Genomic DNA, 24,238 nt, shown 5'->3' with positions numbered 1-24,238 from the left:
ATTTACAAAAAGCCCCTTCACAGTGTCTTCTGAACTGGGTTGTTTGTAAACAATTCGCAATTTCTGCAAGTTTTATTGGCAACAAAAGTTAAGATAATAGTTTACATAGTTAGATTAAAAGCTACAAGCTAACTTAAGGAGTGTATATCAAAAGTCTGATTATTTGTTTTTAAGAGTAACGAATAATGAGTTCCGAAATAAATTCACTATTTTTATCACATCAACAAAGGCATCTATATCATGAAAAAACTTGTAATTCTAACCGGAGCAGGTATGAGTGCGGAGAGTGGAATCAGTACCTTTCGCGGTGCGGGTGGTTTATGGAACAATGTTCCGATAGAAGAGGTCGCAACGCCCGAAGGCTATCGGCGCAATCCGGCATTGGTATTGAAGTTTTACAACGAACGTCGTAAGCAATTGCTCGATGTAGAACCTAACCAAGGCCACAAACTACTTGCCGAATTGGAACACCATTTCGATGTAACCATAATTACCCAAAACGTAGATAACCTGCACGAACGTGGCGGAAGTTCCAAAATAATTCATCTACATGGCGAACTAACCAAAGTTTGCTCCACCTACAGTCCAAACAACCCGCACTATATTAAAGAATTATCGCCCGAGGAGTATGAAATAAAGATAGGCGATTTAGCAGGCGATGGCTCCCAACTTCGCCCTTACATTGTGTGGTTCGGAGAGTCTGTTCCTATGATAGAAGCTGCTATTGACCAGGTGGAACAAGCTGATATCTTTGTCATCATAGGTACTTCTATGAATGTATATCCTGCGGCAGGATTATTGAATTATGTACCTCATGACGCAGACATTTACTTGATAGATCCTAATGAAGTGAGTGTACACTCTTCCAGACAAATACATATGATAAAGAAAGGGGCATCGGAGGGAGTAGCCGAACTACTGTCCCGGCTTCAGCAGTAGCCTCAACACAAACCAGCAGTGATAAAAAAACGTGCTTACTGCTCCGTAGTGTTTTACCATGATACGATAGCGTTCTTTCAAGGAGGCTTTGCGGTTGGCAGTGGTCATGCCTTCCTCTAAATAGTTGATAAGTGTGAGGTGTGTGTTTTGTAACACTTTCGCTTTCTTCATGACGCGGATGCACCAGTCGAAGTCTGACGAAAAGCGATACGACAAGTCATAAGGCACTGCCAACTCCCGTTTAGCGAAAAATGCCTGATGACAAACCAGCATTCCTTGTTTGAAGCTTTTCCATGTAAGCACCTCAGGAGCAGAGAGTCTGCGCATACGAACAAAATGCCGCTTACTATCTACAAGAGCTGTTTCGCCATATAATACATCGGGCAGAGAAGTCCCTTCCAGTGTGTTGACCATATTACCTAACGTTTCCGGACTGTAGAAGCTATCGCCTGCATTGAGGAAGCAGACATAATCTCCTGTGGCAAGTGCAAGCCCTTTATTCATAGCATCGTAAAGCCCTTTATCGGGTTCACTGACAAGCGTATGAATATGTTCGTTGTATGAATGGATAATATTCAGTGTGCCATCTGTTGAGGCTCCGTCAATAACAATATACTCGAACAGGCGATAGGACTGATTTACAACGCTTTGTATCGTACTCTCCAATACACTTTCGGCATTGTAAGTTACGGTGATAATGGAAAACTTTGGGGCTGGGCGATTAGTCATGCTTACCGGTTATGCGATTATAAACTTCAAGATACTTCTTCGCAATAGCTCTTTCAGAGTAGTTCCCTATTACTTTACGACTGGCCTGCTCGGCAAGTAAAGGGTAATCTGCTTCGGTTAGTACCCAATAAATACCGTTGGCAAGGTCTTCCGAAGATTTGTATTCGGCTACATAACCATTGTGCAAATGATCTATCATCTCGGGGATACCTCCTACCTGAAACCCTACACATGGAGTGCCACACGCCATCGCTTCCATGATTGTATTGGGCAGATTCTCTTCCAGCGAAGGGGTAACATACAAATCTACCGCATTGTATATGTTTATAATTTCGTGCTCGCTACTAATGTATTCGAATGAAAAGACTTTGAAAGGAATGAGGCTTTCCAAGTATTTTGAGTGTCGTCCAAAAGCTACTACACCAATCTTATCTTGCTGTTCGGGATGTTTCTCTATTAACATTTTACACGATTCTATCAGGTAATCCACTCCCTTACGCTTATCTGTAATCTTCATTGAGGCAAACAGAATGAGGTGCATATCCTGAGGGAGTCCGCAAGAGGTGCGTGCTGCTTTTCTGTCTCGGGGAGCAAAAAGATTGGTGTTGATAGGGTTTGGAATACTGGTTATAGTATGGCCGGTAAGCAACGAGCTACTCTTAGCCAACTCTTCCAGCCAACGGCTACATGCCACAAAAGCAATTTTTGAATGGTTGTACAGTTTTTGCTTCTTACGAAAAACACGATAAGATAAATCGCGTTTGCCGCCTCCATTCCTCAAAAACATGCAGTGATTACAAGATGTTTGGTATTTAGTACACTCCCTTGCATGGTGACAGATGCCTGTAAACGGCCACATATCGTGCATAGTCCATACCACAGGTTTCCCCGAGTCGAGTATCTTTTGAATATTCTTGAGCGATAACATTCCTTGGTTGATCCAATGAAGATGAATAATATCTGCTTGCTGAAACTCGGGAAGATTAGTAATGTCAATACCTGCATTGGCTATGTCAACAGCAAACAAATTGCGGCGGGTGAAACGGTTATTTACCCAAATAACCAACCGCTCCCATAGAAACTTAAAGATATTAAACCAACTGGTATCTGTCCGTACAACGGTTATTTCGTCGGTTTGTTTATCGCGTACAAGTAGTTTTGCTTTTATTCCGTTAGTTTTCAAGGCATCAATCAGCCTACTTGCAGCGATAGCTGCCCCACCTATTCGTTCGGAAGTATTAATTAAAAGTACCCTCATTGTTCGATTATTTATGCAAAAATAGCACTTTTTCTTTCAATTTGGCATCTGGTATACTAAAAACATTTACCTTTACGTTATACTCTGTAAAACATCGTTATCACATGAAATTGAGCATAAAAACGATTCGGCGTAAGCTGCTTCTTATTATATTATTCCCTTTACTTACTTTAATGGTTCTACTGTTTCGGACTCTCCCGATTACTAAAATCAGGAAGTTTGCCGTGTGTGTTGGGAAGCACTTTTATAAGAAGGCACATAAATCTCGCCATAGAGCATTAACCAATCTTGAAATGGCGTATGGCAAAGAAAAGACATTGGAAGAACGTACCGCTATTGCCCAAGCTGTTTTTATCGAGATGATCAAGTCTTTTTTCGACTATATGGCATTTTCACGCATTACTTCGCGCGAACGTTTTTTTAGCTACATAGAGGTAGAGGGAGAAGAACATCTACGCGCTGCTTACGAACAGGGCAAAGGGGTTATTTGCCTGATTCCCCATCTTAGCTCGTGGGAATTTTCGGCAATCACGCCTCCCATGCTGGGCTACGAAACATCGGGTGTAAGCCAAGCGATGAAGCAACGTTTGTTGGAGAAGATGATGATTAAATATCGTCAGCGGAGAGGTATGAAAAATATCTCACGAAAAGGATCTTACGAGAAATTAGTCGAAACACTCCGTAAAGGCGAGTGTTTGATATTGATGATAGACCAAGACACCAAAGTAAAAGGTGTTTTTGTTGATTTCTTTGGGAAAAAGGCGTATACACCACTGGGTGCTTCGCGCCTTGCACTGGAAACAGGAGCTGCCGTAGTACCCATGGTTATGACGCGTAAAGAGAACGACGACTATCGCTTTATTATTTCGCCTGCGCTGCCACTCATCGAAACAGGCGACATCGAACACGACCTTTTAGCCAACACACAACAGCAAACCAAAGTCATTGAAGATATGGTTCGCGCCTATCCCGAACAATGGGTTTGGATGCACGCCCGCTGGAAAACCACCCCCGAAAGATTAGAGGCATACAGAAAAAAGAAACAAGAACAGAGCAAACATTGAAGTATGTTGATGCACTATGTCCTAAAAATTGTATCTTTGCTTTAGATACAAACAAGCATGGGTGATAAAGTTATAAAATGGTTGGATCAACTTTGGCAATCTTTCTTGAGTATTGTCAAGATAATCCTTCAATCCAAATGGAATACAAAGCTACCTTCAGGCTTCGATAATCAAGAAGAGTTGCTGATACTGGCGAATGGCCCTTCGTTGAATAAAACGATTGAGGAGTCTGCCCACTTCCTACAGAATAAGTCATTGCTGGCAGTCAATTTCTTTGCCACTTCGCCGCTTTATGAAAAGATACAACCACACTTTTATCTTATTGCCGACCCGCTTTTCTGGATTGTTCCCGAGAAGCGCGAATCACTCTTCACCGCGCTGGCAGAACGAACCACCTGGAAACTTTCTCTCTTCATGCCCGTACGCGCTTATAGAAACAAAGCATGGCAGCCAATATTGGCAAAGAACCCCAATATATCTATCTATAAATATAACACAACACCCATTGAAGGATTTCAAGGGCTTTGCAATATCATTTTTAAGAAGGGATTGGGCGTTCCTCGTCCACACAATGTATTGATACCTTCTATCGCGATGGGGCTACGACTTTCGTTTAAGAAAATATACCTGGCAGGAGCCGACCATTCATGGCTACCCGAAATATCGGTAACCGATGACAATGTAGTACTGATGCACCAGAAACACTTCTATGATCAGAAGACATCCAAACCCGATACACTTTTGCAGGAAAACCTCTCGCATCCACGTCTGTACACGGTGATGTATCATCTACACGTTACCTTCAAATCTTATTTTGTACTGAAAGCATATGCCGAGAAGCTACATAAAGAAATTATCAACGTAACCCCCGGCTCGTATATTGATGCATTCAAACGGATGAAGTTATGAAAGAGGGAATTATCATACAAGCCCGCACAGGTTCTACCCGCCTGCACAATAAAATTCTGTTGCCGTTTTATCGTGGAAAGCGAATCATCGATATATTAATTGAAAACATCCAAACAGCTTTCCCCGACACAACTATCGTACTGGCTACCACCACGCGCGAGCAAGACGAGGTATTGGTAAATATAGCCAAAGAAGCCGGTATTAACTACTTCCGGGGTAGTGAAGATAATGTACTTGCTCGCTTTATTGACGCAACAGAAGCATTTGGGATAGATCGCCTCATCCGGGTATGCTCGGACAACCCTTTCTTGCAGGTAAGCAGTTTTGCCGAACTATTTGCTATGCAGGGAAACTACGACTACATTGGATTTGGTTTTGCCGACGGATGCCCTTCAATCAAAACGCACTTGGGACTTTATTCTGAGTTTACAACGGCAGATGCACTTCGTCGCGCGGCAGCTTTAACGCAAGAGAAATTGTATCAGGAACACGTTACGAATTACCTCTACACCCACCCCGAAACATTTGCAATTCGCTTGCTACCACTACCCGAGATACTGGAGGGTAGGCGCGATTTGCGCTTTACACTCGATACAATGGAAGATTTCAGCCTGCTGCAAGAACTTTATACGCTTCATAAAGAAACAACAGACGGCACACTAACTTCTTTATTGCAATTAGTGGAAGCTACTCCCCAATACAGTCAACGAATGGTTCAAAACATAATAGCCAACGAAAAATGAAAAAGACATATATCATAGGAGAGATCGGACAAAACCACAACGGATCGGTAGATATTGCTAAACTAATCGTTGAACTAGTGTCGCGTCCTGTAAAGGAAGAGGTGTTTAATATAGAGCTCCCCCCCATGGACGCTGTGAAGATGACTAAGCGCAACCTCAACGAAGAGCTTACCGCTTCGCAAATGAATGCGCCGTATAATTCTCCACATTCGTTTGGTCGTACCTATGGCGAGCATAGGGCGTTTTTAGAACTGGATGATGCCGCACACTACGAGGTTTACAAGCATGCTAAGTCATTTGGACTTGAATTTGTGGAAACACTTTGTTCCATCGGTTGCTTATCGTTACTCAAACTTTTCACACCCGATTATCTTAAAGTAGCTAGTCGCGACCTGACCAACCTTCCGCTAATTGAAGCATTGGCAGAAACCAACATACCTATTATTCTCTCTACCGGTATGGCGGGGAAGAAAGAATTGGACGAAGCTTTGGATGTTATTACCCGTTATCATAGCAATATCTCCATTCTTCATTGTGTTTCGCAATACCCCACTTATCCCGACAATCTGAACCTAAATACCATTACATACCTGAAGAAACATTACGGAAAATATCGCATTGGCTTCTCAGATCACACCATTGGCATCTCTGCGCCGGTAGTGGCAGTGGGCATGGGTGCCGAAATTATAGAAAAACATATAACCATAGACCGCCGCATGAAAGGAACCGACCAGCAAGGTTCACTTGGCCCGGATGGTGTGAATAGAATGATTCGTGACATCCGTATTGCCGAACGTTGGTTAGGAAAAGAAGAACTCTACATAGATCAAAGTGTGGAAAGCGCAAAGGTCAAGTTGGAACGCTCCATCGCCAGCAACAAGACATTACACATCGGAGACACTATCAGGGAAGAAGATATACATTTACTCAGTCCGGGTGATGGGTTTAAGTGGGCGGAAAAATCGCTAGTAATAGGTAAGAGAGTATCCACCGAGATACCTGCCAATGAGATAATTTACAGTTCGCACCTAGAATAAAGACAGATGAAAATACTCGGTGTTGTTGTTCTATATTACCCGGATGAAGCTGTTGCTACCAATGCGAAGAGCTACATCGATCTTATTGACGGATTAGTAGTTTGGGACAATACGCCTGTACCTAATGTTTCGTTTGATTTTGGATATCCAAACAAAGTTGTATATAAAGGCGAAGGAGAGAATAAAGGAATAGGGTATGCTCTAAACCAGGCAATAGCTTATGCCCGCACAGAAGGATATACACACCTGCTCACGATGGATCAAGATAGCTATTTTGAGAGGGAGGTGTTCGATAAATACCTTGAGAGAATAAAAGAATTCGGAGAAGATAAAAGAGTAATATTCTCTACCAACTACTACCTTACATCACAAAAGAAAACATATTATCCTACTAGCAGCAATGCCGAAGAGGTATCCTCGTGCATGACATCAGGGAGCATCTACCCACTGGCATTGTTCAATGAGATAGGCGATTTCAATGAAGAACTCTTCGTATGGGGAGTAGACTGTGAGTTCTCTTGGCGAGCAAAGCGACAAGGAATAGCTACAATTTGTTTCAAAAACATACTGCTGACACACAATCTGGGCTATCAACGGAAGCGTAGAAAGTTGCTTGGGAAAGAGGTATTCCCTAACGAATACAGTCCCACAAGGTCGTATTATAACGTGCGCAACGGCATCTTGTTGCAAAAGGAATACCCGGAGTGTATTAATCTTGGCAGCCACTTAAAATATCATTTATACAAACGGATAGTCTTCATCTTGCTCTACGAACAGGAAAAGTTTAGTAAATTGAAAGCTTTATACTGCGGTTACAGGCACGGCAAAAAGGGGAAATACGGAATGTGTACACAATCGTTTTAACTTAATAATACCCATATATGAACTTACCTCGTATTATACTTACCGACATTGACGGCGTTTGGACAGACGGCGGAATGTACTACGACCAAACAGGCAACGAATGGAAACGTTTCAATACTTACGATAGTGCCGGTGTATTATTTGCCCACAAGCTAAACATCCCCGTGGGAATTATTACCGGCGAAGAGACGGAAATAGTGCGTCGGCGTGCCGAAAAGCTAAAGGTAGACTATCTGTTTCAAGGTGTAAAAAACAAAGTAGAGGTAGTAGAGAAGCTTATCAATGAGTTGGGCATAGAATGGAAAGATGTGGCTTACATTGGCGATGATCTGAATGACATGGAGTTGCTTGGAAAAGTGGGTATCTCTGCTACACCCGACAATGCGCCTGTCTACATCAAGAGACGGGTAAATTTAGTACTCAAAGTAAAAGGTGGCGATGGTGCTTTCCGCGAATTTGTAGAGAAGATATTGCTAAAGGCGGATATATTGGACGAGGTATTAAGGAAGATGTAAGCTAATTGACTTTCCTTTTTCGCAATAACTCCAACGACTCCTTCAACATGTTGGAGCCGGCAAGGTAAGCACCGGTTAAATAGATAAATGCACCACTTACAATCTGCGCCAATAACAATAGCAAATTGTTTTCAATCACAAACTTTAAAGGATAAATAGCGGCTGCCATTAATAGAGCCAACAGCAAGTAAGGCATTATATCGTACAGTTGCTTATAGGCTCTGTAGCCTGTGTAACGATCGGTACAGTAAAGATGTGCAAAGAAAACAATCACCCGTGTAACAACCAATCCGCATACCATAACGAGCACCGGCTGTTTCCATGTGAGCAGCAGAGAAATAATCGTAATTATCACCCGCAAATATTCAATCTTCAGAATAGCATCCGAACGCCCTTGCACCTTGATGAAGTTGTTGTTTATTGCCGTAAAGATTGTAAAGCAACCGCCAACACAGAGTAGTTGAAAGAACGGAATAGCAGACCACCACTTCTCTTTGAGCAGCAGTTCAATCATAGGGCGGGCAATCACAATCAGTCCTACTATGGCAGGAAGCGCAATAAAAGCGGTGAAGCGAATTGTCTTACGCGAAGCACGAAGCAACCGTTCGCAGTCATCTTGAATACTACTAAGTATAGGGAAAGTAACCGACTGGATGCTGACGTATATAAAACTTACCCCCATATCGCTCATCTTGCTTCCTTGTGTATAGTAGCCCAACTGATTGACCGGATAAATCTTCCCGATAACCAGTGAGTATATATTCATGAAGGTAGTGCTTAGCAAGTTTGCTCCAAGCAGGTTCGATGCAAATGCAAAAAGCTCTTTTATTGCTTTCGGACTGTATTTTCCTTTCGGACGCCACCGACTTTGCCGCCACAACAAAGAACTGCGCACAGTAGCCAACGCCACCGGCTGAACTGCCAACGTCCAAACGCCACAGCCTGTAAACGCCATAATCAACGCTACCATACTCGCCACAAACATAGACGACATGTTTATCTTAGTAAGCTGCCGAAACGCTACATCACGGGTAAGAAGCGTTGCCTGGATACTTCCAAAAGCATTGATTGGTAATGCCAAAAAGAGAACCGCCGAGAGTTCCACAAGCTTGGGCTGATTAAAGAAATGAGCAATCAGTGGAGAGCAGCAGGTCAGGAGCAAATAAAGCACCCAACCAATAGCCATATTAAACCAAAATACCGAGACATAGTCTGTCTCGGTAGGGGTTTTCTTTTGAATAAGTGCAGCACTGAATCCACTATCAAGCAGTACAGTAGAGATGGCTGTAAAAATAGCGAGCATGCCAATAAGCGAGTAGTCTTCCACACGCAATAAATTGGCAACAAAGATTCCAACGGCAAAGAAAAGAACCTGCTGCCCCGCACGGTCCAGCAAACTCCAAAGCAGTGCTCCTGCCGTCTTCTTCTTTAATGATTGCTCGCTCATCTATAGGCGATGTTATTTTACTTCACTACCGGGCTTCACCAGCTTTTCGGGTGTGATGATCGCCAGTGTTCCGTCATTGTTTTCAGCGCTAAGTATCATTCCTTGCGATTCGATACCGCGCAATTTGCGTGGTGCCAGGTTAGCAATGAAACAAACTTGCTTTCCTACCAATTCTTCGGGATTGTAATAGGCCGCTATACCCGATACAATAGTACGAGTCTCCAAGCCGTCTTCTATCTTAAACTGAAGCAACTTATCAGCTTTAGGCACTTTTTGACATTCCAAAACAGTTCCCACGCGGATATCCAGTTTCATGAAGTCGTCAAACTCCACATTTGCACGTATAGGGTTGGCTTTGTAGTTCGCCTCTTCGTTGGCTTTCTTAGTATCGAGTAGCTTTTGTACCTGTGCGTTAATGATTTCGTCTTCTATCTTCTCGAAAAGTAGCTCGGCAGCATTGAGCACATGTCCGGCTGCCAGTAAATCTGTTCTACCCAGATTTGCCCAGTCAAAACTCTCCATATTCAGCATCTCGCGTAACTTCTTCGAGCTGAATGGCAAGAATGGTTCAAACGCAATAGCCAGATTGGCAACCAACTGCATACTTATATTAAGGATAGTTGCTACACGTGCCATGTCGGTCTTTGCCAATTTCCACGGCTCTGTATCGGCAAGGTATTTGTTTCCGATACGCGCCAGATTCATAGCTTCTTTCTGCGCATCGCGGAACTTAAACGCATTGAGCAGACGTTCTACTTCTGTCTTTACGTTGGCAAATTCTTTCAGCGTTTCTTCATCGTAGTGGGTCAACTCACCGGCAGTAGGTACTTTTCCCTCAAAATATTTATGAGTCAGCACCAGCGAACGGTTTACAAAATTGCCGTATACAGCAACCAATTCGTTGTTATTGCGAGCTTGAAAATCCTTCCAAGTGAAATCGTTGTCTTTGGTTTCGGGTGCGTTCGCCGTCAATACATAGCGCAACACATCTTGTTTGCCCGGAAAGTCTTTGAGGTATTCGTGCAACCAAACCGCCCAGTTTTTTGAAGTCGATATCTTATTACCTTCCAGATTGAGGAATTCGTTACCGGGTACATTGTCGGGCAAAATATAACTGCCTTCCGCCTTCAGCATGGCAGGGAAAACGATGCAGTGAAACACGATATTATCTTTACCGATAAAGTGAATTAAACGAGTGTCTTCGTCTTTCCACCATTTTTCCCAACTATCGGGTAAGAGTTCTTTGGTGTTCGAGATATAACCAATCGGCGCGTCAAACCACACATAGAGTACTTTCCCTTCGGCACCTTCTACCGGAACAGGAATTCCCCAATCGAGGTCGCGACTTACGGCACGAGGTTGTAAACCCATGTCCAGCCAACTTTTACACTGTCCGTACACATTGGGACGCCATTCTTTATGCTCTTCCAGTATCCATTGACGCAACCAATCTTCGTGCTTGTCGAGTGGCAAATACCAATGCTTTGTTTCTTTCAGCACCGGTTTACTTCCGCTGATAGCACTTTTGGGGTTAATTAAATCGGTAGGCGACAGAGATGTACCGCATTTTTCGCATTGATCGCCATAAGCACCTTCGGCATGGCAATGTGGGCACTCGCCGGTTATGTAACGGTCTGCCAGGAATTGTTTCGCTTCTTCATCGTAGTATTGCTCGCTTGTTTGCTCTACAAAACCACCTTTATCATAGATGGTGCGGAATATTTCCGAAGCCAATTCCTTATGTGTTTGCGAGGTGGTACGCGAATAGACATCAAACGTGATACCGAATTCCTGAAACGATTCCTTTATTAGTTTATGGTAACGATCAACAATATCTTGTGGTGTAACTCCTTCTTTCTTAGCGCTAATGGTAATAGGCACGCCATGCTCGTCGGACCCTCCGATGAAGATCACTTCTTCTTTCTTCAGGCGCAGGTAACGTACATAAATATCGGCAGGAATGTACACACCCGCCAGATGTCCGATATGAACCGGACCATTCGCATAAGGCAAAGCCGAAGTTACAGTTGTTCTTTTGAAATTCTTCATATAATGTATTTGTTTTAATCAGCTTGTAAAGTGCAAAGATAATGCTTATTTACAAAACATATTCTTCCTATATTGCAACAATAGTGCAATTACGCCAAGGAAGAGCAGTATCAAGCCTGCGTAGGCTATGTTTTCGGTTATTTTGATGCTTCTGGGCTTGAAAGTCATTTCAATGGTATGCGACCCGGCAGGAACAGGTAGCGCGCGCAAAATATAGTTAGCACGTGCCATTTCCACCTCTTTACCATCGATAGTAACCGTCCACCCACGCGGGTAATAGATTTCGGAAAAGACAGCAATACCGTCTTCCTTTGAGTTACTTTCGTAAGTAATCTGATTGGGCTCGTAGCTTACAATGCGAATGGAAGCAAGCGAATCTTTTTGCGTAGTAGCTACACCACCCAGCATATCTTTGAACTTAGCATCAACCACAGCAGTTTCGGTAGGAATGATGTGGTTAATAGCATCTATTTCTTCATTTGCATTGCCTACATACTGCACATTATCTACAAACCAAGCGTTACCATAAGCGTATGGGTTCTCTATCGGAGCCGTTCCGCCACCTTGCGTAGGAATAATGATGTACTTGGTGTTCAGCATATTCAACACGCGGAACCTGGCGGGGTCAACCTGTTCCATGTTGCCACCGGTAGTTTGCAGCTCGCTCATGAGGGCTTGCATCTCTTTTCCTATGTGGCGGTCTATCATCTCTTGGTAGCGACGAAGTTTGGCAGCATGATAACCTCCCACCGTTTTGTGCCAGTAGGCGGTATTATTCTCCGAGAAAGTGCTGGTAGCCAGATTGAGCACACGATAATCCAACGACTGGTCTTGCAAGATAAGCTCATCTGTTTTGCTCTTCTTAAAGGTATCGGTAGTAACGGAGGCGGGCACAAACTGACTATCGCTGAGATAGCGTTTATCAACATCCCAAAGGTCGAAAAGACATAATACAGCAATAGCGGCAACCGTCCACACGGACTTTAGCTTACCGGTACTATGTATAAGTAGTATCAGTGCACCAACGGCAACAATAAAGAAACTTCTCCACGCATCGGCAGTGAAGAGTGCAACACGCATCTCTTCCAGATTAGAGATAACAGCGGTTAAATGTTCGGGGGGCAGCCCATTTTGCAAAGCAGCCATTTCGCCCGCAGGTATATAGCTTGAGAAGAAGAGACGGGGCGCGATAGCGAATAACAATGCGATACCTCCCGTAAGCCCGAAACTGATATAGAAATATTTCAGGTTTTCTTTGAGAAGGGCGGGTTTGGTCAATAGCTCCTTCAACGCCAAGATGGCAAGCAGCGGAATGGTAAACTCGGCTATGACCAAGATAGAACTTACCGCGCGAAATTTACTATACATCGGCACATAGTCAATGAAGAAGTCGGTAAGCCCCATGAAGTTCTTTCCCCACGAAAGGAAGATAGAAAACAGCGTAGCTGCCAATAACGCCCATTTCATCGGTCCCTTCACCACAAACAATCCTATGATAAAAAGCATCAATACAAATGCTCCTACGTAAACCGGACCCGAAGTCATGGGCTGGTCGCCCCAGTACTGACCCAGTTGCGAATAAAGCCCCCGGTAAGTAGGATTTGCCTTTTTCATCGCTTTTTCATTATGCGCCAACGGCACAGAAGCGCCACCTTTTACATTGGGCACAAGCAAAGTAAATGTTTCGCCAATGCCGTAGCTCCAATGGGTAATGTAATCCCGATCGAGTCCGCTACTGGTTTGCTTGGCGGCATCTCCCACAAAGGTAAGCTCGCTCTTACCACGCATAGTCTCTTTACTGTAATCGTAGGTGTGATAAAGGTTCGAAAGATTGGTTGATACACCAATAAGCGCGGCAACAATGAGCACACCCGTTGCTTTGAAAAAATGCGGAAGTTCTTTCTCTTTATAGGCCTCTACCCCGTAAGCAATTGCCATGAATAGCATCACGAAGAGGAAATAGTAGGTCATCTGCACATGATTCGAGATGACTTGCAGAGCAAGAAAGAAGGCTGTAACAACTCCCCCTAGCAGATATTGCTTGCGGTAGGCAAGCACCATTCCCGCAATGGTGGGCGGTATGTAGGCAAGGGTAATAAACTTCCAGATATGCCCTGCCGAGATAAGGATAAAGAAGTAGGACGAAAAAGCCCAGATAATGCCACCCAACGTAGAGAGCCAAGGCGACATACCAAACGCGCGCAGCAAAATATAGAAGCCAAGCATCATCACAAAAACCCACCAAACGTAGTTGGGCAGGAACAAATGATACACTTTCTCCATAAAGCGCAGCGTTACAGTAGAGTCGTAGGTAGGCGAAATTTGGTAAGTAGGCATCCCGCCAAAAATAGAATTCGTCCAACGCGATCGTTCGCCCGTACGTTCAAGATACTCTATTGCTTCTTGTCCGGCGCCCGCACCGGCTACCGTATCATGTTGAAAAAGTATCCGACCTTCGGTTATTGCCGGGAAGAAATACGTGAAAGATATAACTATAAACAGTATAACTGCGATAACGTCGGGGAGGAACTTTTTCATGATAATACGTATTGAGATTTAATATCTGTAATGATCTGCTTTGTAGGGTCCGTCTACTTGCACACCGATATACTCGGCTTGCGCGGGAGTAAGCTTGGTTAGCTTTACGCCAATCTTCTCCAGATGCAAGCGCGCCACTTCTTCGTCGAGGTACTTAGGCAAGCGATACACATCTACCGCATGTTCTTTGTTGAAGAGTTCTATTTGCGCCAATGTTTGATTAGTAAATGAGTTGCTCATCACAAACGAAGGATGTCCCGTTGCACAGCCCAAGTTTACTAAGCGACCATCTGCCAACAAAATAATAGAATGTCCGTCGGGGAAGAAATAGCGATCTACTTGTGGCTTGATGTTTACACGTTTTATTCCGTTGTAATTCTTCAATGCCTCCACCTGTATTTCGTTATCAAAGTGTCCGATGTTGCAAACAATAGCTTGGTCGGGCATCTTCTCCATGTGGTCTATGCGAACGATATCAATGTTTCCGGTAGTGGTAACAAATATATTCCCTTCGCTGCAGGCATCCTCCATCGTCATCACCTGAAATCCTTCCATTGCCGCCTGAAGCGCACAAATCGGGTCAATCTCGGTAACAATAACGCGCGCTCCGTACGAACGCATAGAGTTGGCACAACCTTTACCCACATCGCCATAGCCACACACCACTACTACCTTTCCGGCAATCATCACATCTGTAGCACGCTTTATACCATCGGCAAGCGACTCGCGACAGCCATACAGATTGTCGAACTTAGATTTGGTAACCGAATCATTCACGTTGTAAGCAGGGAAAAGCAACTTGCCTTCCTCTTTCATCTGGTACAAACGATGCACACCGGTGGTTGTTTCTTCGGACACACCACGCACTTCGGGAGCGATGCGATGCCAGCGGTCTTTGTCTTCCGCCAACACTTTTTTTAATATCCGGTTGAGTTCCACCTCATCTTCGGCTCCGGTTTCTTTGGCAATAACCGAAGCATTGGTTTCTGCCTCATAGCCCAAATGTATCATAATGGTAGCGTCTCCTCCATCGTCTACAATTACATTGGGACCTTTGCCACCCGCAAAGTTCAGTGCTTGCAGTGTGCACCACCAGTATTCTTCGAGTGTTTCGCCTTTCCACGCATACACCGCCACACCGGTAGCCGCAATAGCTGCTGCCGCATGGTCTTGCGTAGAATAAATATTGCAAGAGCACCAACGCACTTCCGCGCCCAGTGCCACAAGTGTTTCGATAAGTACCGCCGTTTGAATGGTCATGTGCAACGAGCCCATCACACGGGCTCCACGCAGCGGTTTACTGTCTCCGTACTTTTCGCGTATGGCCATTAGCCCCGGCATTTCTTTTTCTGCCAATTCGATTTCCTTGCGTCCAAAATCCGCAAGCGACATATCTGCCACTTTGTAGGGCAGCGTAGAGAACAATTCTTTAGACATGTTTTGATATGATTTAATAATATCTCGCAAAGATATAAGTTTCTCTATTGCAGGACAAAACGGGGTGGAGTTTTTTGCAAAATAATAACCCATTTTGGAAAGACATTTCAGAAGGTAATGCTTCAGATGCAACTATTCGACAATGATGTGTTGTCTACAGCACCGGCTAACTAAACCCCGTAGGGGTGAAATGTCTATAACCACGGGGGAAACCCGTGGCAATCAGTATCCACCCCGGCAGCAACCCCGTAGTGGGGTTGAACTCCATGCAATCCTAAAGCATTGAGTTATGCAGATAATGCAATGCTTTAATGGTGCTAATGCATTGAGTTATGGAAATAATGCAATGCTTTACGGATTAAATGAATTCAGGTTAAACGCGGAGTTACGCGAGTTACGCGGAGGGTTTAAGTTTTAAAGTTTTTAGTTTTTCGATGCCGCATAGGAAATCACCCTCCGTGCAACTCTGCATCAATTGCCGGCTGCTTTAGCTGTTCTTTAGCATCAATTGCCGGCTGCTTTAGCTGCCGGACCTGTGAGGTGTTTTCTGAATTGGCTTTAGCCAAACCTCTGCTTTTGGCTAAAGCCATTGCTTGTGATGATTGCCTACATCCGTCGGTTAAAACCGACGGCAATTGATATTAATTAAACCCGCTGCCTCGTCCTCCTCCGCCCTTCGGGCACCTCCTCCAAAGGAGGACAACCTGCGCCCTCTACACGGCATCGTAACTAAAACTCTGTATAACCCCGTGTACTCCGTGGTAAAATGAATTTCACCTACCCCTCCGCGCAACTCAGCGTTTAAACAGCATTTTCTTTAAACTATATATATATTATTTCTTTTTTTAGCCTCTTTTCGGAGGGTAGTTACCTACCTCTATAGAGGTTCAAAAAACGAAACTTTAAAGGGGGTAAAGCGGGCGCCCGGGCGCGTTCTTATATAGTGCTCTGTTTTTTTAGTGCCAAAACACCTCTTTTTAACCTCTTGAACCTCCATTTTCGTGTCCTAATTATTTATTTTTTCGAGGTTATTTTAACGTATTTTGGCTGTTTTTCGTAAAAAAAGAGGACAAGGATGGGGAGGTTCCGAGAGGTTAGGGGGGAGGTTGTTTTACTCTGTTTTTCTCCTTTTTCGGTTCATTTCAACTCGTTTCCATCTTAGTTTCAATTTGTAACTAATATAAGCCCTATGGGCTTTAACCATGACAATTCGCAACTATTTCAAATCCTTGAATAGAAAATTGTAAAAATGTTTGCGTTTTCCCTGTTTTACTATACCTTTGTCAAAATGTTCTATTTTATCTGTTACATGAAAACATACAAACGCTTACTTTTCCTTTCTTTTTTGCCTCTGCTGTTCATCTCTTGTTCACAGAGAACAGTTACTAATCCCTTATTGCTTCGTGCAGATTCATTGATGGAGTGTTGTCCGGATAGTGCGTTGCAGCTCTTGCAGGAAATATCCCAACCGCAAAAAATGAGTAAAGCCGAACGTGCCTATTATGCGCTACTACGTACGCAAGCTGATGATAAAAACTATATAGAACATACCAGCGACTCGTTGATACAGGTGGCGGTAGATTATTATAAGGGTGGTTCGGATAGATATAAAAGTGCGTTGGCGTATTATTATTTAGGTAGTGTGTATCGGGAATTAGGTATGCGTACGGTGGCTGTTGATGCTTTTTTGAAGGCGGAGCGGGCAATGCCGGAGGATAGAGATAATGATCGGTTATGGTTTCTGATTCATGATGGACTATCGCTAACCTATGAAATGCAAAGTGTTTATCCTAATGCTGTAAAAGAGAGTAGAAAGGCATACGCCAACTGTATAGCTCGAAATGATTCCCTTGATCTTGTTTATACATTAAAAAGTATAGCACATTTGTTCTTATATGACGATAGAGTTGACAGCTCAATTGTGTACTACACGCAAGCATTGGAGATTATTGAGAAAATTGCAGAAAAGAAACCATATGTTACGGTTTTAGCAAATTTGGCTTATGTGTACAAACTTAATCAGGAACTAGAAATTGCTGAGAATTATGCTACGTTAGCTCTACGCGCTTCCATAAATAAGTCTGACAGCATTACTGCATCTGTTGCTAAAGGAGAGATTCTGTACAAACTAGGGAATAGTGATTCTGCCCGACACTATTTAATGTATGGCATAAGTAGCGATAATATCTATGTGCAGACATCAAGTTACCATTCTTTATTTGAATTGGAAAGGAAAGTAGGGAATATTGAAAAATGTTTAGAGTATATGGATCATTATCGTTTACTTGCGGACTCCATTTACAAAAACAACCGACGTGTAGAAACCTTAATGTTGATGAATGAGCATGAACTGTCCATTCGTACTACTGAATTAGAAAATAGGCAAAAGCGTAATCTGACATTTATAGGGAGCGTCTTTGTGTTTCTGTTATTGTTTGGTCTGTTCATTCTCTTACTCATTGACCGCTCAAGAAAAAAACGAATCATTAAGTTGCAAAACAAGTTAGTAGAGATTCAAACAAAAACTTTAATGACTGACGCTAAGAGAAACGAGGAGAAAGATAATTTACACGCTGAGTATAAAGAATTAAAGGACGAACTGGTATTCTTTGTGAATCTATATAAAAGCACTGATGCCTACAAAACAGCAATGGCTGCTGTGGCAAAAGTAGAGTTGGAGGGGTCTAACCTAAAGAGTACAGAAAGAAACGAAATAATGGGTTCAATATATGCCACGTTTTTCCAAGTATCGGATAGACTAAAAAAGAGATTTTCTCTTTCAACAAAGGATGTTGACTATTGTTTGCTGCATTGCCTTGGGTTTTCTCCACAAGCCATTACTGCATTTTGGGGTGTAGGTAGCGGTGCTGTACGCAATAGAAAACATATTGTAAAGAAGAAAATAGAAGAAAAGGTCTTTAGCTATTTGTTTGAGTAACATATTGATTTATAGCTATTTGTAACGCTGTTGTGATGCATTTGTGACAGTCCTATTGAAAAACATGACATTTTCGTGACATCATATTTAGGTGTTGTTAGCAAAAGTAATTGTTACTTTGTGAAATCACTATTCGTTTTAAGAACGACATCAACATATGAAGTATTATTATTTAATCTTACTGATTTTACCCTTTCTCTGTCCCCAACAATCCTCTGCTCAAAAGCGAAGAGGTTTTAGTGGCGACATAGGTTTGTACGGCAATAAGGATGAGGTTGGATTTCATTACGCAGTCAATTACAACTGGATGCTTAATAAATATATTGGGACTTCTGTTGGTGCTATGATATATCACTATAAAGTAGATGGAATAGGCTGGCAAGCAAGTAATCAGAACATATATTATTCACTGGATGATGAAAACTATAAACATATCAACATCACTTCATCACTCTTTTTCTTGCTCCCCCTATCTAAAACAATTGGTTTGTATAATCATAATTCTTTTTTCTTTGAGCCTGTACCGTTAGAGTCTGTTTCTTTAGATAAAACGACCTATGGAGCAGAGGGAGAACAAACCAAAACGGTAAGCAAGTTACAATATTCCAGATTCTCTCCCGGAGTTTTCTCAGAAATAGGTTTATATTGCAACTTGAATAAAAAAGAAAACAGATTAAAGCTCTTTCTGGGTTTTGGTTGTGGATGGTATGATGTATACTCAGCTTTTCGCCATTGCACAATTGACAAACAACGCTTGGAAGAGTATGTTACTCGCAACAAAGCATATTATAGAATATCACTTAAATTAATAGATTTATGAATAATAGAAAAGTAATTATTGCATTTGCCTTATTGGTTATTGGGGGAGTTCAAACAGTATTCGCACAATCTAAACTTCACCTGGAACTCGATTATGGTTATATGATTGGAATTAGTGAAAAAGGTGATGCTTATAACATAAAGCGAAGCGAGTACAAGATGTACACTAATTCTTTGCGCTTATCCGCTATTTGTCGTCTTTCCGACCCACTGTCGGTAGGTCTGGGTATTGGACTGGAACGGTACGAAAACCCCGGATACAATACACTACCTATTTTTGCCACAGTAAGATACTCGCCAGTAGCTTCACTACCCAAAGGATATGTATATACCGATGTGGGAGCCGGACTAAAGACAGGAGAGATGGTAGCGGGCTTCCTGTGGGGAATAGGGGTTGGGCATCTATGGATGTTCCGTAAGCATTTTGGACTCAAAGCACAAGTAGGATATAACTTAAAACAGCTTAGAGGTACTCATTGGAGGGGAATTTATGAAGGAGACGAAGTGGTAGTAGATTATTATAAAGCAAGTCAGTGGAGACATTCTTTGGCACTATCTGTAGGAATTATTTTTTAGAACATATAAAACAGCAAAACCATGAAAAAACAACTAATTCTAGTTTTATTAGCCACTTTGGCTATCTCTTCCAGCGCCCAACAGCGCAATGACTTTATACGCTTCAATATCGGATCTGATTTCTCGGAAGGTTATGGTGCAAAAGTAGAATATGGTAAATCCTACAACTGGTTGGAGCTTAGTTTGTCACTGAGCTTTTATAATTCTCTTCCGCTAAAAAGCGATTACATGGCTCTTGAACAGGACGAAGAGCAAGACATTGTTTGGGGAAAAGAGAGCAACTATAATCTGGACGGAAAGCTGAACCTATCCTTCATGTTGAATGCCAGTGTAGATGTTATTAACTTGCTGATTGATAAAGAGTCAAAACATGCATTGAAACTTGGTATTGGAGTGGGCCCAAGTTACTGCCACCACAGGAAGAACGTTTTCCAAAGCGCAGTAGCCGGACAAAAGAGAATCATGGCTCATGATATGACTTTTGAGGTTTTTGATTATGCGTTCAAGGCTTCTTATGAATATGCTATTAGCAAAAAAGCTGCGATTGGGGCGTATTTTGAGATGTTGAATTTGCCCGAAAAGAAGTTGTTTGGTATATCAATTAAACGTTCTTTCTGAGCTACTAATAGACGTTATATCAACGACCTGACCAAAGAATAACCTACTCAAAAATATTGCAGCTGCACAGGTTACACCAACGAGAGTGTGAACTGATGCAGCTGCAACTATATGATTTATACTAAGATGCTTAGAATATTACTTTCTCTGCCTTTTCGCTTCCGTCGGACAGTTTGCTAACCTTAATATAGATGCCTTTCGATACTTTGTCTACGACTACTCCCTGAAGGTTATAATACCTTACTGACACAACTTCCGAAGCAACTACATCTTTGATGCCTGTAACAGGGCTGGCTGCCAATGAAGTTTTGCCAAGTCCACCAAGAGGGTTAGCAGCACGAACTGTATAAGCAGGGTCGCCTTCGGCTCTTACAACTGCTTGTTTCGTATCGTAGCTGTTTCCGGCAACGATTTCTACCAACGCATCATTAGAATAGATGGCGTAATAAAGCGCATTTGCAACAGGAGTCCAGGTAATTGTACCGTTTCCGTCTATCTTAACCTCAATTGGAGCATCCATTGTTTCTGCTCCTTCAACTGGCGACCAGCTATCTGTGCCGCAAAGAACATTGCGTACAGTGAAATAGTCGGCATATTCCGCCGGAAGAATAGGAGAATATTGATTGGTGCTTGTTGGCGAATTTGTTCGTTTGCTAAGGTCAATTGCTTTTCCTTCGGTATCCATTGAGTTATATTCAAAGAAATAAGTAGGCAGATTTCCCATACTACCCCAACCAGCATCTGTAGGAAGAGCTTCCATTGTCGTGTTAAGGAAGAACGCTTTGGGTTCATTCTGCCAAGGACGACCAAGTGTATATCCCGATTTGCCCGAGATGGTGCAATTTTGGAATACATAGCCATGTTTGTGACTTGCCGATGTAGCCGGAGCTGCAATTGCACCCGCATCTTCAACTATAAGGTCGCAGTTGTTGTAGAAATGTTCTCCGCCTCCACAAATAAAGTCAACTGTTCCATGAATGGTACAATCTTCATAATAACCACTCTCGCCTGTAACCTGAGTGTCTTGATAGCTTTGGAGTATCATATTCTTCATAATATCTTTTTTACCTCCGTAATGAGCTACTGCAACTCCCCGGTAATTATCAGTGCCGAAGTTAAAGTCGTTGCGCACGGTAAAATCCTGCATGTATGTGTTGGTTGCATTGCGGGTTGAAAATACAGGATTGGATATGCCTTCGCGTTTTCCGTGAATAAGCACATCAGTTTGACTTTCGCCAATAATCGACACATTATGAGCGCGTAGTGTCTGTTCTTCAGATCCAAAATCATAATCTCCGTTACGAACAAAAATTACTTTACGAGGCGAGTCGGTTTTTGTGTTGGATGCATTGACAGCAGCAATAGCTTCTTTCCACTCGGCTACGGTAGAAACGATGTATAAGTTACCTGTTCCGATGGCTTCGACTACCTCCTCGCTACCTACTACAACATCAACCGAAATTGGAGCAGCATTAACATTACCATAAGTATCTTGAGCCGCACCCGCAGCTATTACAAGCGAGCTTTTTGTATTGTATGGAAGATCCCAAAGGGCAAAACGTACGGAGCTTGATCCACCTTCTGCCTTAACAGTTTTTCCATTGATTGTAGCCTCCATATCCTTCATCTTACGATCAAAATTGAGTGTAACCACAGCATGGTTTTTATGCTCAGTTGATGTAGATGAAGTGGAATTCAACTTGGGTTCTGAGGTAAGGCTTACTTTTTCATACACTAAATCAAACCATGCAACGGGCTGACTTCCTGATGCAAAATTAAATACGATCGGATTTCCCGCGGTGTTACCCTCGATATTGACAATCAGTTCGTATCCGGGGCCACCCGATTTGAAAGAACGATTGGTAGGAAGATATACGGTAGCGCCTTCGGCCTTGAAAGTACCAACTGCACCGGCTGCATAGTTATCGTAAAGACCTACAAATTTAACCTGCTTAAGCACTACATCGGATGGAACCGAGAGTGTGTAGTCTGTATTGGTCTTAAACTTGAACTGAGTTCCTCCCCAACCATCAAAACCATTAGTGCCAGTGAAGGTGTAAGAACCATCACTCCAAGATCCATCGGGCTGATTGAGAGCGCCATCAAAACGAATGGAGAAAGATTCATCTTTATCAGAAGGAGCGTAAATATGGATGCCTTCCACATTCAAGGTGAATTCTTTACTCTTTTCGCCACTCTTACCTGTAAATTTGTAAGTAGCGGTAGTACCTGAGATTGTACCTTCGCCGGTAGCTGTTGAGCCGTCGAGGAAAGTAGCTTTCACCTCGGGAAGAGCGGTATAGATATTACCGGTAAGAGAAGCAGTAGCACCTGCGCCATTAAGAGTATTAATGATAGTTTCACCGGCACTTTGTCCACCGATACTCAGGGTAGCTATTTCGACATCACCTATACGGAACAAACGAACGGTATACGCTTCTTTGAATAGCATTGCTCCGCTTGCCGCATCGGCTGTAACATTGATAGTAACAATAGTCTCTGCACCAGCGGCAGGGGTAGGAAGTTCAAAAAGGCCATTACCTTTGTTGGTTACCGCTACATTCTCTTCGCCATTTTTAGCACTAACAGCAATTGTGCTCCATACACTCTTGATGTCCAGAGTGGTTGTAGCTGCCGAATAAGATTCGGGAAGTACGCAAGCCCAGTCGTAACCATCGCCTTTTGCAACGGTCTGGCCCTCTATAGTCACACTCTTTACGCTGGCAGCATGCTCAGCAATTTTCTTGAATGAAAGAGCTTTGTAGTTACAAATAAAACTTGTATTGCCCGACTCTGAATAGAAGAGGTATTTAATAGTCTTCTCGCCTTCGCTTATTTCGCCCTCAAGGTTGAATGATTTTAGCGTGTAATCGCCAGGAATATCATCGGTCAAATCCCATACCATATCAAGCTCTTCGTCTCTGGTAGCTTTATCTGTTACAGTGATTCGAACTTTGTCGGAGGCATAGCGAGCTATTTCCCAACTCATTTCATACACACCGGCTTCGTCGCAAACAAAGTCATAACTTGCATGACGACCATCGGTTATCCAACCGATATTAGTGCCTTCGTTCATTTGACCATGCGAATAAATACCTTTGTCGAGTGAAAGAGTACCGGGAATATGATCCCTGTTATCCACTATCCCTTCATAGATGGCAAGTTTACTCCAGTTGCCGGCATATTTATTACCGGTAAGATCGGAAACTGACATCGTAAGAGTTAGATTTCCGGCAGGTAAGTTTTTAATAATGTGAGTTGATGTCTGAGAAAAATTACTCCAAGATCCGGTACCTATCACAGAGTGAGTTCCATTATACAGTGCAGCACCACTTGCATCTGCTATTGCAAGGTTTATGGTTGCGGTTGCACTTTCCTTATGTCCGGTGCTTAATGTCATGGTGTAGTCGCCCGCCTTGCTATTAGCAAGATTGAATACAATTATTGTGCTCTCTCCCGTGCTACCAATATTTGCACCATCGTTTTCAACTTTAGCAGCAGTTATTGTTGCATCTCCCCAGTTGATGTATTCTCCTGCTGTTGTTGGGATTGCCACCGGATCCCCACTTGCCGCCCAAGCTGACATAAGAGTGGCTGATGCCAGGGCAACGACTGAAAGTCTTTTGTAAATGTTCTTCATGATTAAAATTGATTGTTAGTGGGACTTCTAATAATTGTTTGTCGTGTTTTTTTAATTAAAACAAAAGCCGAAGTCCTCTTTAGCTTTTGTAAAATCAAACCAAATTTGGAAAGAATAC

The 24,238-nt window shown here is 42.8% G+C and carries 19 protein-coding genes; 12 read left to right on the top strand and 7 right to left on the bottom strand.

The features are described from left to right. The first annotated feature begins 240 nt into the window (after positions 1-240). The gene (locus tag D0T50_RS04600) at positions 241-939 is read left to right on the top strand and encodes an NAD-dependent deacylase (RefSeq protein WP_163222330.1); all 699 of its coding nucleotides are present in this window, start codon (positions 241-243) and stop codon (positions 937-939) included. On the opposite strand, the gene D0T50_RS04595 is transcribed toward D0T50_RS04600, so the two are convergent. Together D0T50_RS04595 and D0T50_RS04590 are read right to left on the bottom strand one after the other, a co-directional pair. Next, a complete protein-coding gene (locus tag D0T50_RS04595) occupies positions 916-1,668 on the bottom strand; it encodes a glycosyltransferase family 2 protein (protein ID WP_163222329.1) in 753 nt (250 codons plus the stop codon). The genes D0T50_RS04600 and D0T50_RS04595 overlap by 24 nt on opposite strands. Continuing rightward, positions 1,661-2,926 carry a glycosyltransferase family 4 protein gene (locus D0T50_RS04590; protein ID WP_163222328.1) on the bottom strand — a complete coding sequence of 422 codons (1,266 nt, stop codon included), beginning with the start codon at positions 2,924-2,926 and terminating at the stop codon, positions 1,661-1,663. The genes D0T50_RS04595 and D0T50_RS04590 overlap by 8 nt, the downstream gene beginning before the upstream one ends. A 104-nt stretch (positions 2,927-3,030) precedes the next feature. Between D0T50_RS04590 and D0T50_RS04585 the strand changes: the two genes are divergently transcribed. The 6 genes from D0T50_RS04585 to D0T50_RS04560 are packed head-to-tail and all read left to right on the top strand — an operon-like array spanning position 3,031 to position 8,058. After that, positions 3,031-3,990: a lysophospholipid acyltransferase family protein gene (locus tag D0T50_RS04585; protein ID WP_163222327.1), complete on the top strand. Its 960-nt coding sequence runs from the start codon at positions 3,031-3,033 to the stop codon at positions 3,988-3,990. 57 nt (positions 3,991-4,047) lie between these two features. Then, the gene (locus D0T50_RS04580; RefSeq protein ID WP_163222326.1) at positions 4,048-4,899 is read left to right on the top strand and encodes a hypothetical protein; all 852 of its coding nucleotides are present in this window, start codon (positions 4,048-4,050) and stop codon (positions 4,897-4,899) included. After that, positions 4,896-5,642: a cytidylyltransferase domain-containing protein gene (locus D0T50_RS04575; protein WP_163222325.1), complete on the top strand. Its 747-nt coding sequence runs from the start codon at positions 4,896-4,898 to the stop codon at positions 5,640-5,642. The genes D0T50_RS04580 and D0T50_RS04575 overlap by 4 nt, the downstream gene beginning before the upstream one ends. Then, positions 5,639-6,679, top strand: coding sequence for an N-acetylneuraminate synthase family protein (locus D0T50_RS04570; protein WP_163222324.1), 1,041 nt, complete (start codon positions 5,639-5,641; stop codon positions 6,677-6,679). Before D0T50_RS04575 ends, D0T50_RS04570 begins: the two co-directional genes overlap by 4 nt. Positions 6,680-6,685: 6 nt before the next feature. Continuing rightward, positions 6,686-7,543, top strand: coding sequence for a glycosyltransferase (locus D0T50_RS04565; protein WP_163222323.1), 858 nt, complete (start codon positions 6,686-6,688; stop codon positions 7,541-7,543). A gap of 17 nt (positions 7,544-7,560) precedes the next feature. Beyond that, complete coding sequence (locus D0T50_RS04560) at positions 7,561-8,058, top strand: HAD family hydrolase (RefSeq protein WP_163222322.1); 498 nt, start codon at positions 7,561-7,563, stop codon at positions 8,056-8,058. 1 nt (position 8,059) lies between these two features. On the opposite strand, the gene D0T50_RS04555 is transcribed toward D0T50_RS04560, so the two are convergent. From D0T50_RS04555 to ahcY, 4 genes are read right to left on the bottom strand one after another with little or no spacing between them, the layout of a single operon-like run. Beyond that, on the bottom strand, positions 8,060-9,505 hold the full coding sequence (locus D0T50_RS04555; RefSeq protein ID WP_163222321.1) for a lipopolysaccharide biosynthesis protein: 1,446 nt from the start codon (positions 9,503-9,505) through the stop codon (positions 8,060-8,062). 12 nt (positions 9,506-9,517) lie between these two features. Next, positions 9,518-11,554, bottom strand: coding sequence for a methionine--tRNA ligase (gene metG / locus D0T50_RS04550; RefSeq protein WP_163222320.1), 2,037 nt, complete (start codon positions 11,552-11,554; stop codon positions 9,518-9,520). 45 nt (positions 11,555-11,599) lie between these two features. After that, the gene (locus D0T50_RS04545; RefSeq protein ID WP_163222319.1) at positions 11,600-14,092 is read right to left on the bottom strand and encodes a YfhO family protein; all 2,493 of its coding nucleotides are present in this window, start codon (positions 14,090-14,092) and stop codon (positions 11,600-11,602) included. A gap of 18 nt (positions 14,093-14,110) precedes the next feature. Beyond that, on the bottom strand, positions 14,111-15,529 hold the full coding sequence (ahcY, locus tag D0T50_RS04540; RefSeq protein WP_163222318.1) for an adenosylhomocysteinase: 1,419 nt from the start codon (positions 15,527-15,529) through the stop codon (positions 14,111-14,113). 289 nt (positions 15,530-15,818) lie between these two features. Between ahcY and D0T50_RS13865 the strand changes: the two genes are divergently transcribed. The 5 genes from D0T50_RS13865 to D0T50_RS04520 all read left to right on the top strand — a co-directional run bounded on the left by D0T50_RS13865 (position 15,819) and on the right by D0T50_RS04520 (position 20,480). Continuing rightward, positions 15,819-15,947: a hypothetical protein gene (locus tag D0T50_RS13865; RefSeq protein ID WP_255490041.1), complete on the top strand. Its 129-nt coding sequence runs from the start codon at positions 15,819-15,821 to the stop codon at positions 15,945-15,947. 891 nt (positions 15,948-16,838) lie between these two features. Beyond that, positions 16,839-18,467: a tetratricopeptide repeat protein gene (locus D0T50_RS04535; protein ID WP_163222317.1), complete on the top strand. Its 1,629-nt coding sequence runs from the start codon at positions 16,839-16,841 to the stop codon at positions 18,465-18,467. A 157-nt stretch (positions 18,468-18,624) separates the two neighbouring features. Further along, entirely contained in the window at positions 18,625-19,287 is a 663-nt protein-coding gene (locus tag D0T50_RS04530; RefSeq protein WP_163222316.1) for a hypothetical protein, read from the top strand. Then, positions 19,284-19,862: a hypothetical protein gene (locus D0T50_RS04525; RefSeq protein WP_163222315.1), complete on the top strand. Its 579-nt coding sequence runs from the start codon at positions 19,284-19,286 to the stop codon at positions 19,860-19,862. The genes D0T50_RS04530 and D0T50_RS04525 overlap by 4 nt, the downstream gene beginning before the upstream one ends. Positions 19,863-19,883: 21 nt before the next feature. Beyond that, positions 19,884-20,480, top strand: coding sequence for a hypothetical protein (locus D0T50_RS04520; RefSeq protein WP_163222314.1), 597 nt, complete (start codon positions 19,884-19,886; stop codon positions 20,478-20,480). A gap of 130 nt (positions 20,481-20,610) precedes the next feature. Here D0T50_RS04520 and D0T50_RS04515 read toward each other — a convergent pair whose 3' ends face one another. Continuing rightward, positions 20,611-24,120, bottom strand: coding sequence for a pectinesterase family protein (locus D0T50_RS04515; RefSeq protein WP_163222313.1), 3,510 nt, complete (start codon positions 24,118-24,120; stop codon positions 20,611-20,613). Positions 24,121-24,238: the final 118 nt, after the last annotated feature.

This window comes from Bacteroides sp. 214 (genome assembly GCF_010501015.1).
Taxonomy (GTDB): Bacteria; Bacteroidota; Bacteroidia; order Bacteroidales; family Bacteroidaceae; genus Bacteroides.
Note: the sequence above shows the minus strand (reverse complement) of the source record. Positions and strands in the feature narration are given on the sequence as shown.

Bases quoted from the DNA above. Each gene is read 5' to 3' on its own strand.
- D0T50_RS04600 (WP_163222330.1), top strand. From the start codon at position 241: ATGAAAAAACTTGTAATTCTAACCGGAGCAGGTATGAGTGCGGAGAGT.
- D0T50_RS04595 (WP_163222329.1), bottom strand. From the start codon at position 1,668: ATGACTAATCGCCCAGCCCCAAAGTTTTCCATTATCACCGTAACTTAC.
- D0T50_RS04590 (WP_163222328.1), bottom strand. From the start codon at position 2,926: ATGAGGGTACTTTTAATTAATACTTCCGAACGAATAGGTGGGGCAGCT.
- D0T50_RS04585 (WP_163222327.1), top strand. From the start codon at position 3,031: ATGAAATTGAGCATAAAAACGATTCGGCGTAAGCTGCTTCTTATTATA.
- D0T50_RS04580 (WP_163222326.1), top strand. From the start codon at position 4,048: ATGGGTGATAAAGTTATAAAATGGTTGGATCAACTTTGGCAATCTTTC.
- D0T50_RS04575 (WP_163222325.1), top strand. From the start codon at position 4,896: ATGAAAGAGGGAATTATCATACAAGCCCGCACAGGTTCTACCCGCCTG.
- D0T50_RS04570 (WP_163222324.1), top strand. From the start codon at position 5,639: ATGAAAAAGACATATATCATAGGAGAGATCGGACAAAACCACAACGGA.
- D0T50_RS04565 (WP_163222323.1), top strand. From the start codon at position 6,686: ATGAAAATACTCGGTGTTGTTGTTCTATATTACCCGGATGAAGCTGTT.
- D0T50_RS04560 (WP_163222322.1), top strand. From the start codon at position 7,561: ATGAACTTACCTCGTATTATACTTACCGACATTGACGGCGTTTGGACA.
- D0T50_RS04555 (WP_163222321.1), bottom strand. From the start codon at position 9,505: ATGAGCGAGCAATCATTAAAGAAGAAGACGGCAGGAGCACTGCTTTGG.
- metG (WP_163222320.1), bottom strand. From the start codon at position 11,554: ATGAAGAATTTCAAAAGAACAACTGTAACTTCGGCTTTGCCTTATGCG.
- D0T50_RS04545 (WP_163222319.1), bottom strand. From the start codon at position 14,092: ATGAAAAAGTTCCTCCCCGACGTTATCGCAGTTATACTGTTTATAGTT.
- ahcY (WP_163222318.1), bottom strand. From the start codon at position 15,529: ATGTCTAAAGAATTGTTCTCTACGCTGCCCTACAAAGTGGCAGATATG.
- D0T50_RS13865 (WP_255490041.1), top strand. From the start codon at position 15,819: ATGCAGATAATGCAATGCTTTAATGGTGCTAATGCATTGAGTTATGGA.
- D0T50_RS04535 (WP_163222317.1), top strand. From the start codon at position 16,839: ATGAAAACATACAAACGCTTACTTTTCCTTTCTTTTTTGCCTCTGCTG.
- D0T50_RS04530 (WP_163222316.1), top strand. From the start codon at position 18,625: ATGAAGTATTATTATTTAATCTTACTGATTTTACCCTTTCTCTGTCCC.
- D0T50_RS04525 (WP_163222315.1), top strand. From the start codon at position 19,284: ATGAATAATAGAAAAGTAATTATTGCATTTGCCTTATTGGTTATTGGG.
- D0T50_RS04520 (WP_163222314.1), top strand. From the start codon at position 19,884: ATGAAAAAACAACTAATTCTAGTTTTATTAGCCACTTTGGCTATCTCT.
- D0T50_RS04515 (WP_163222313.1), bottom strand. From the start codon at position 24,120: ATGAAGAACATTTACAAAAGACTTTCAGTCGTTGCCCTGGCATCAGCC.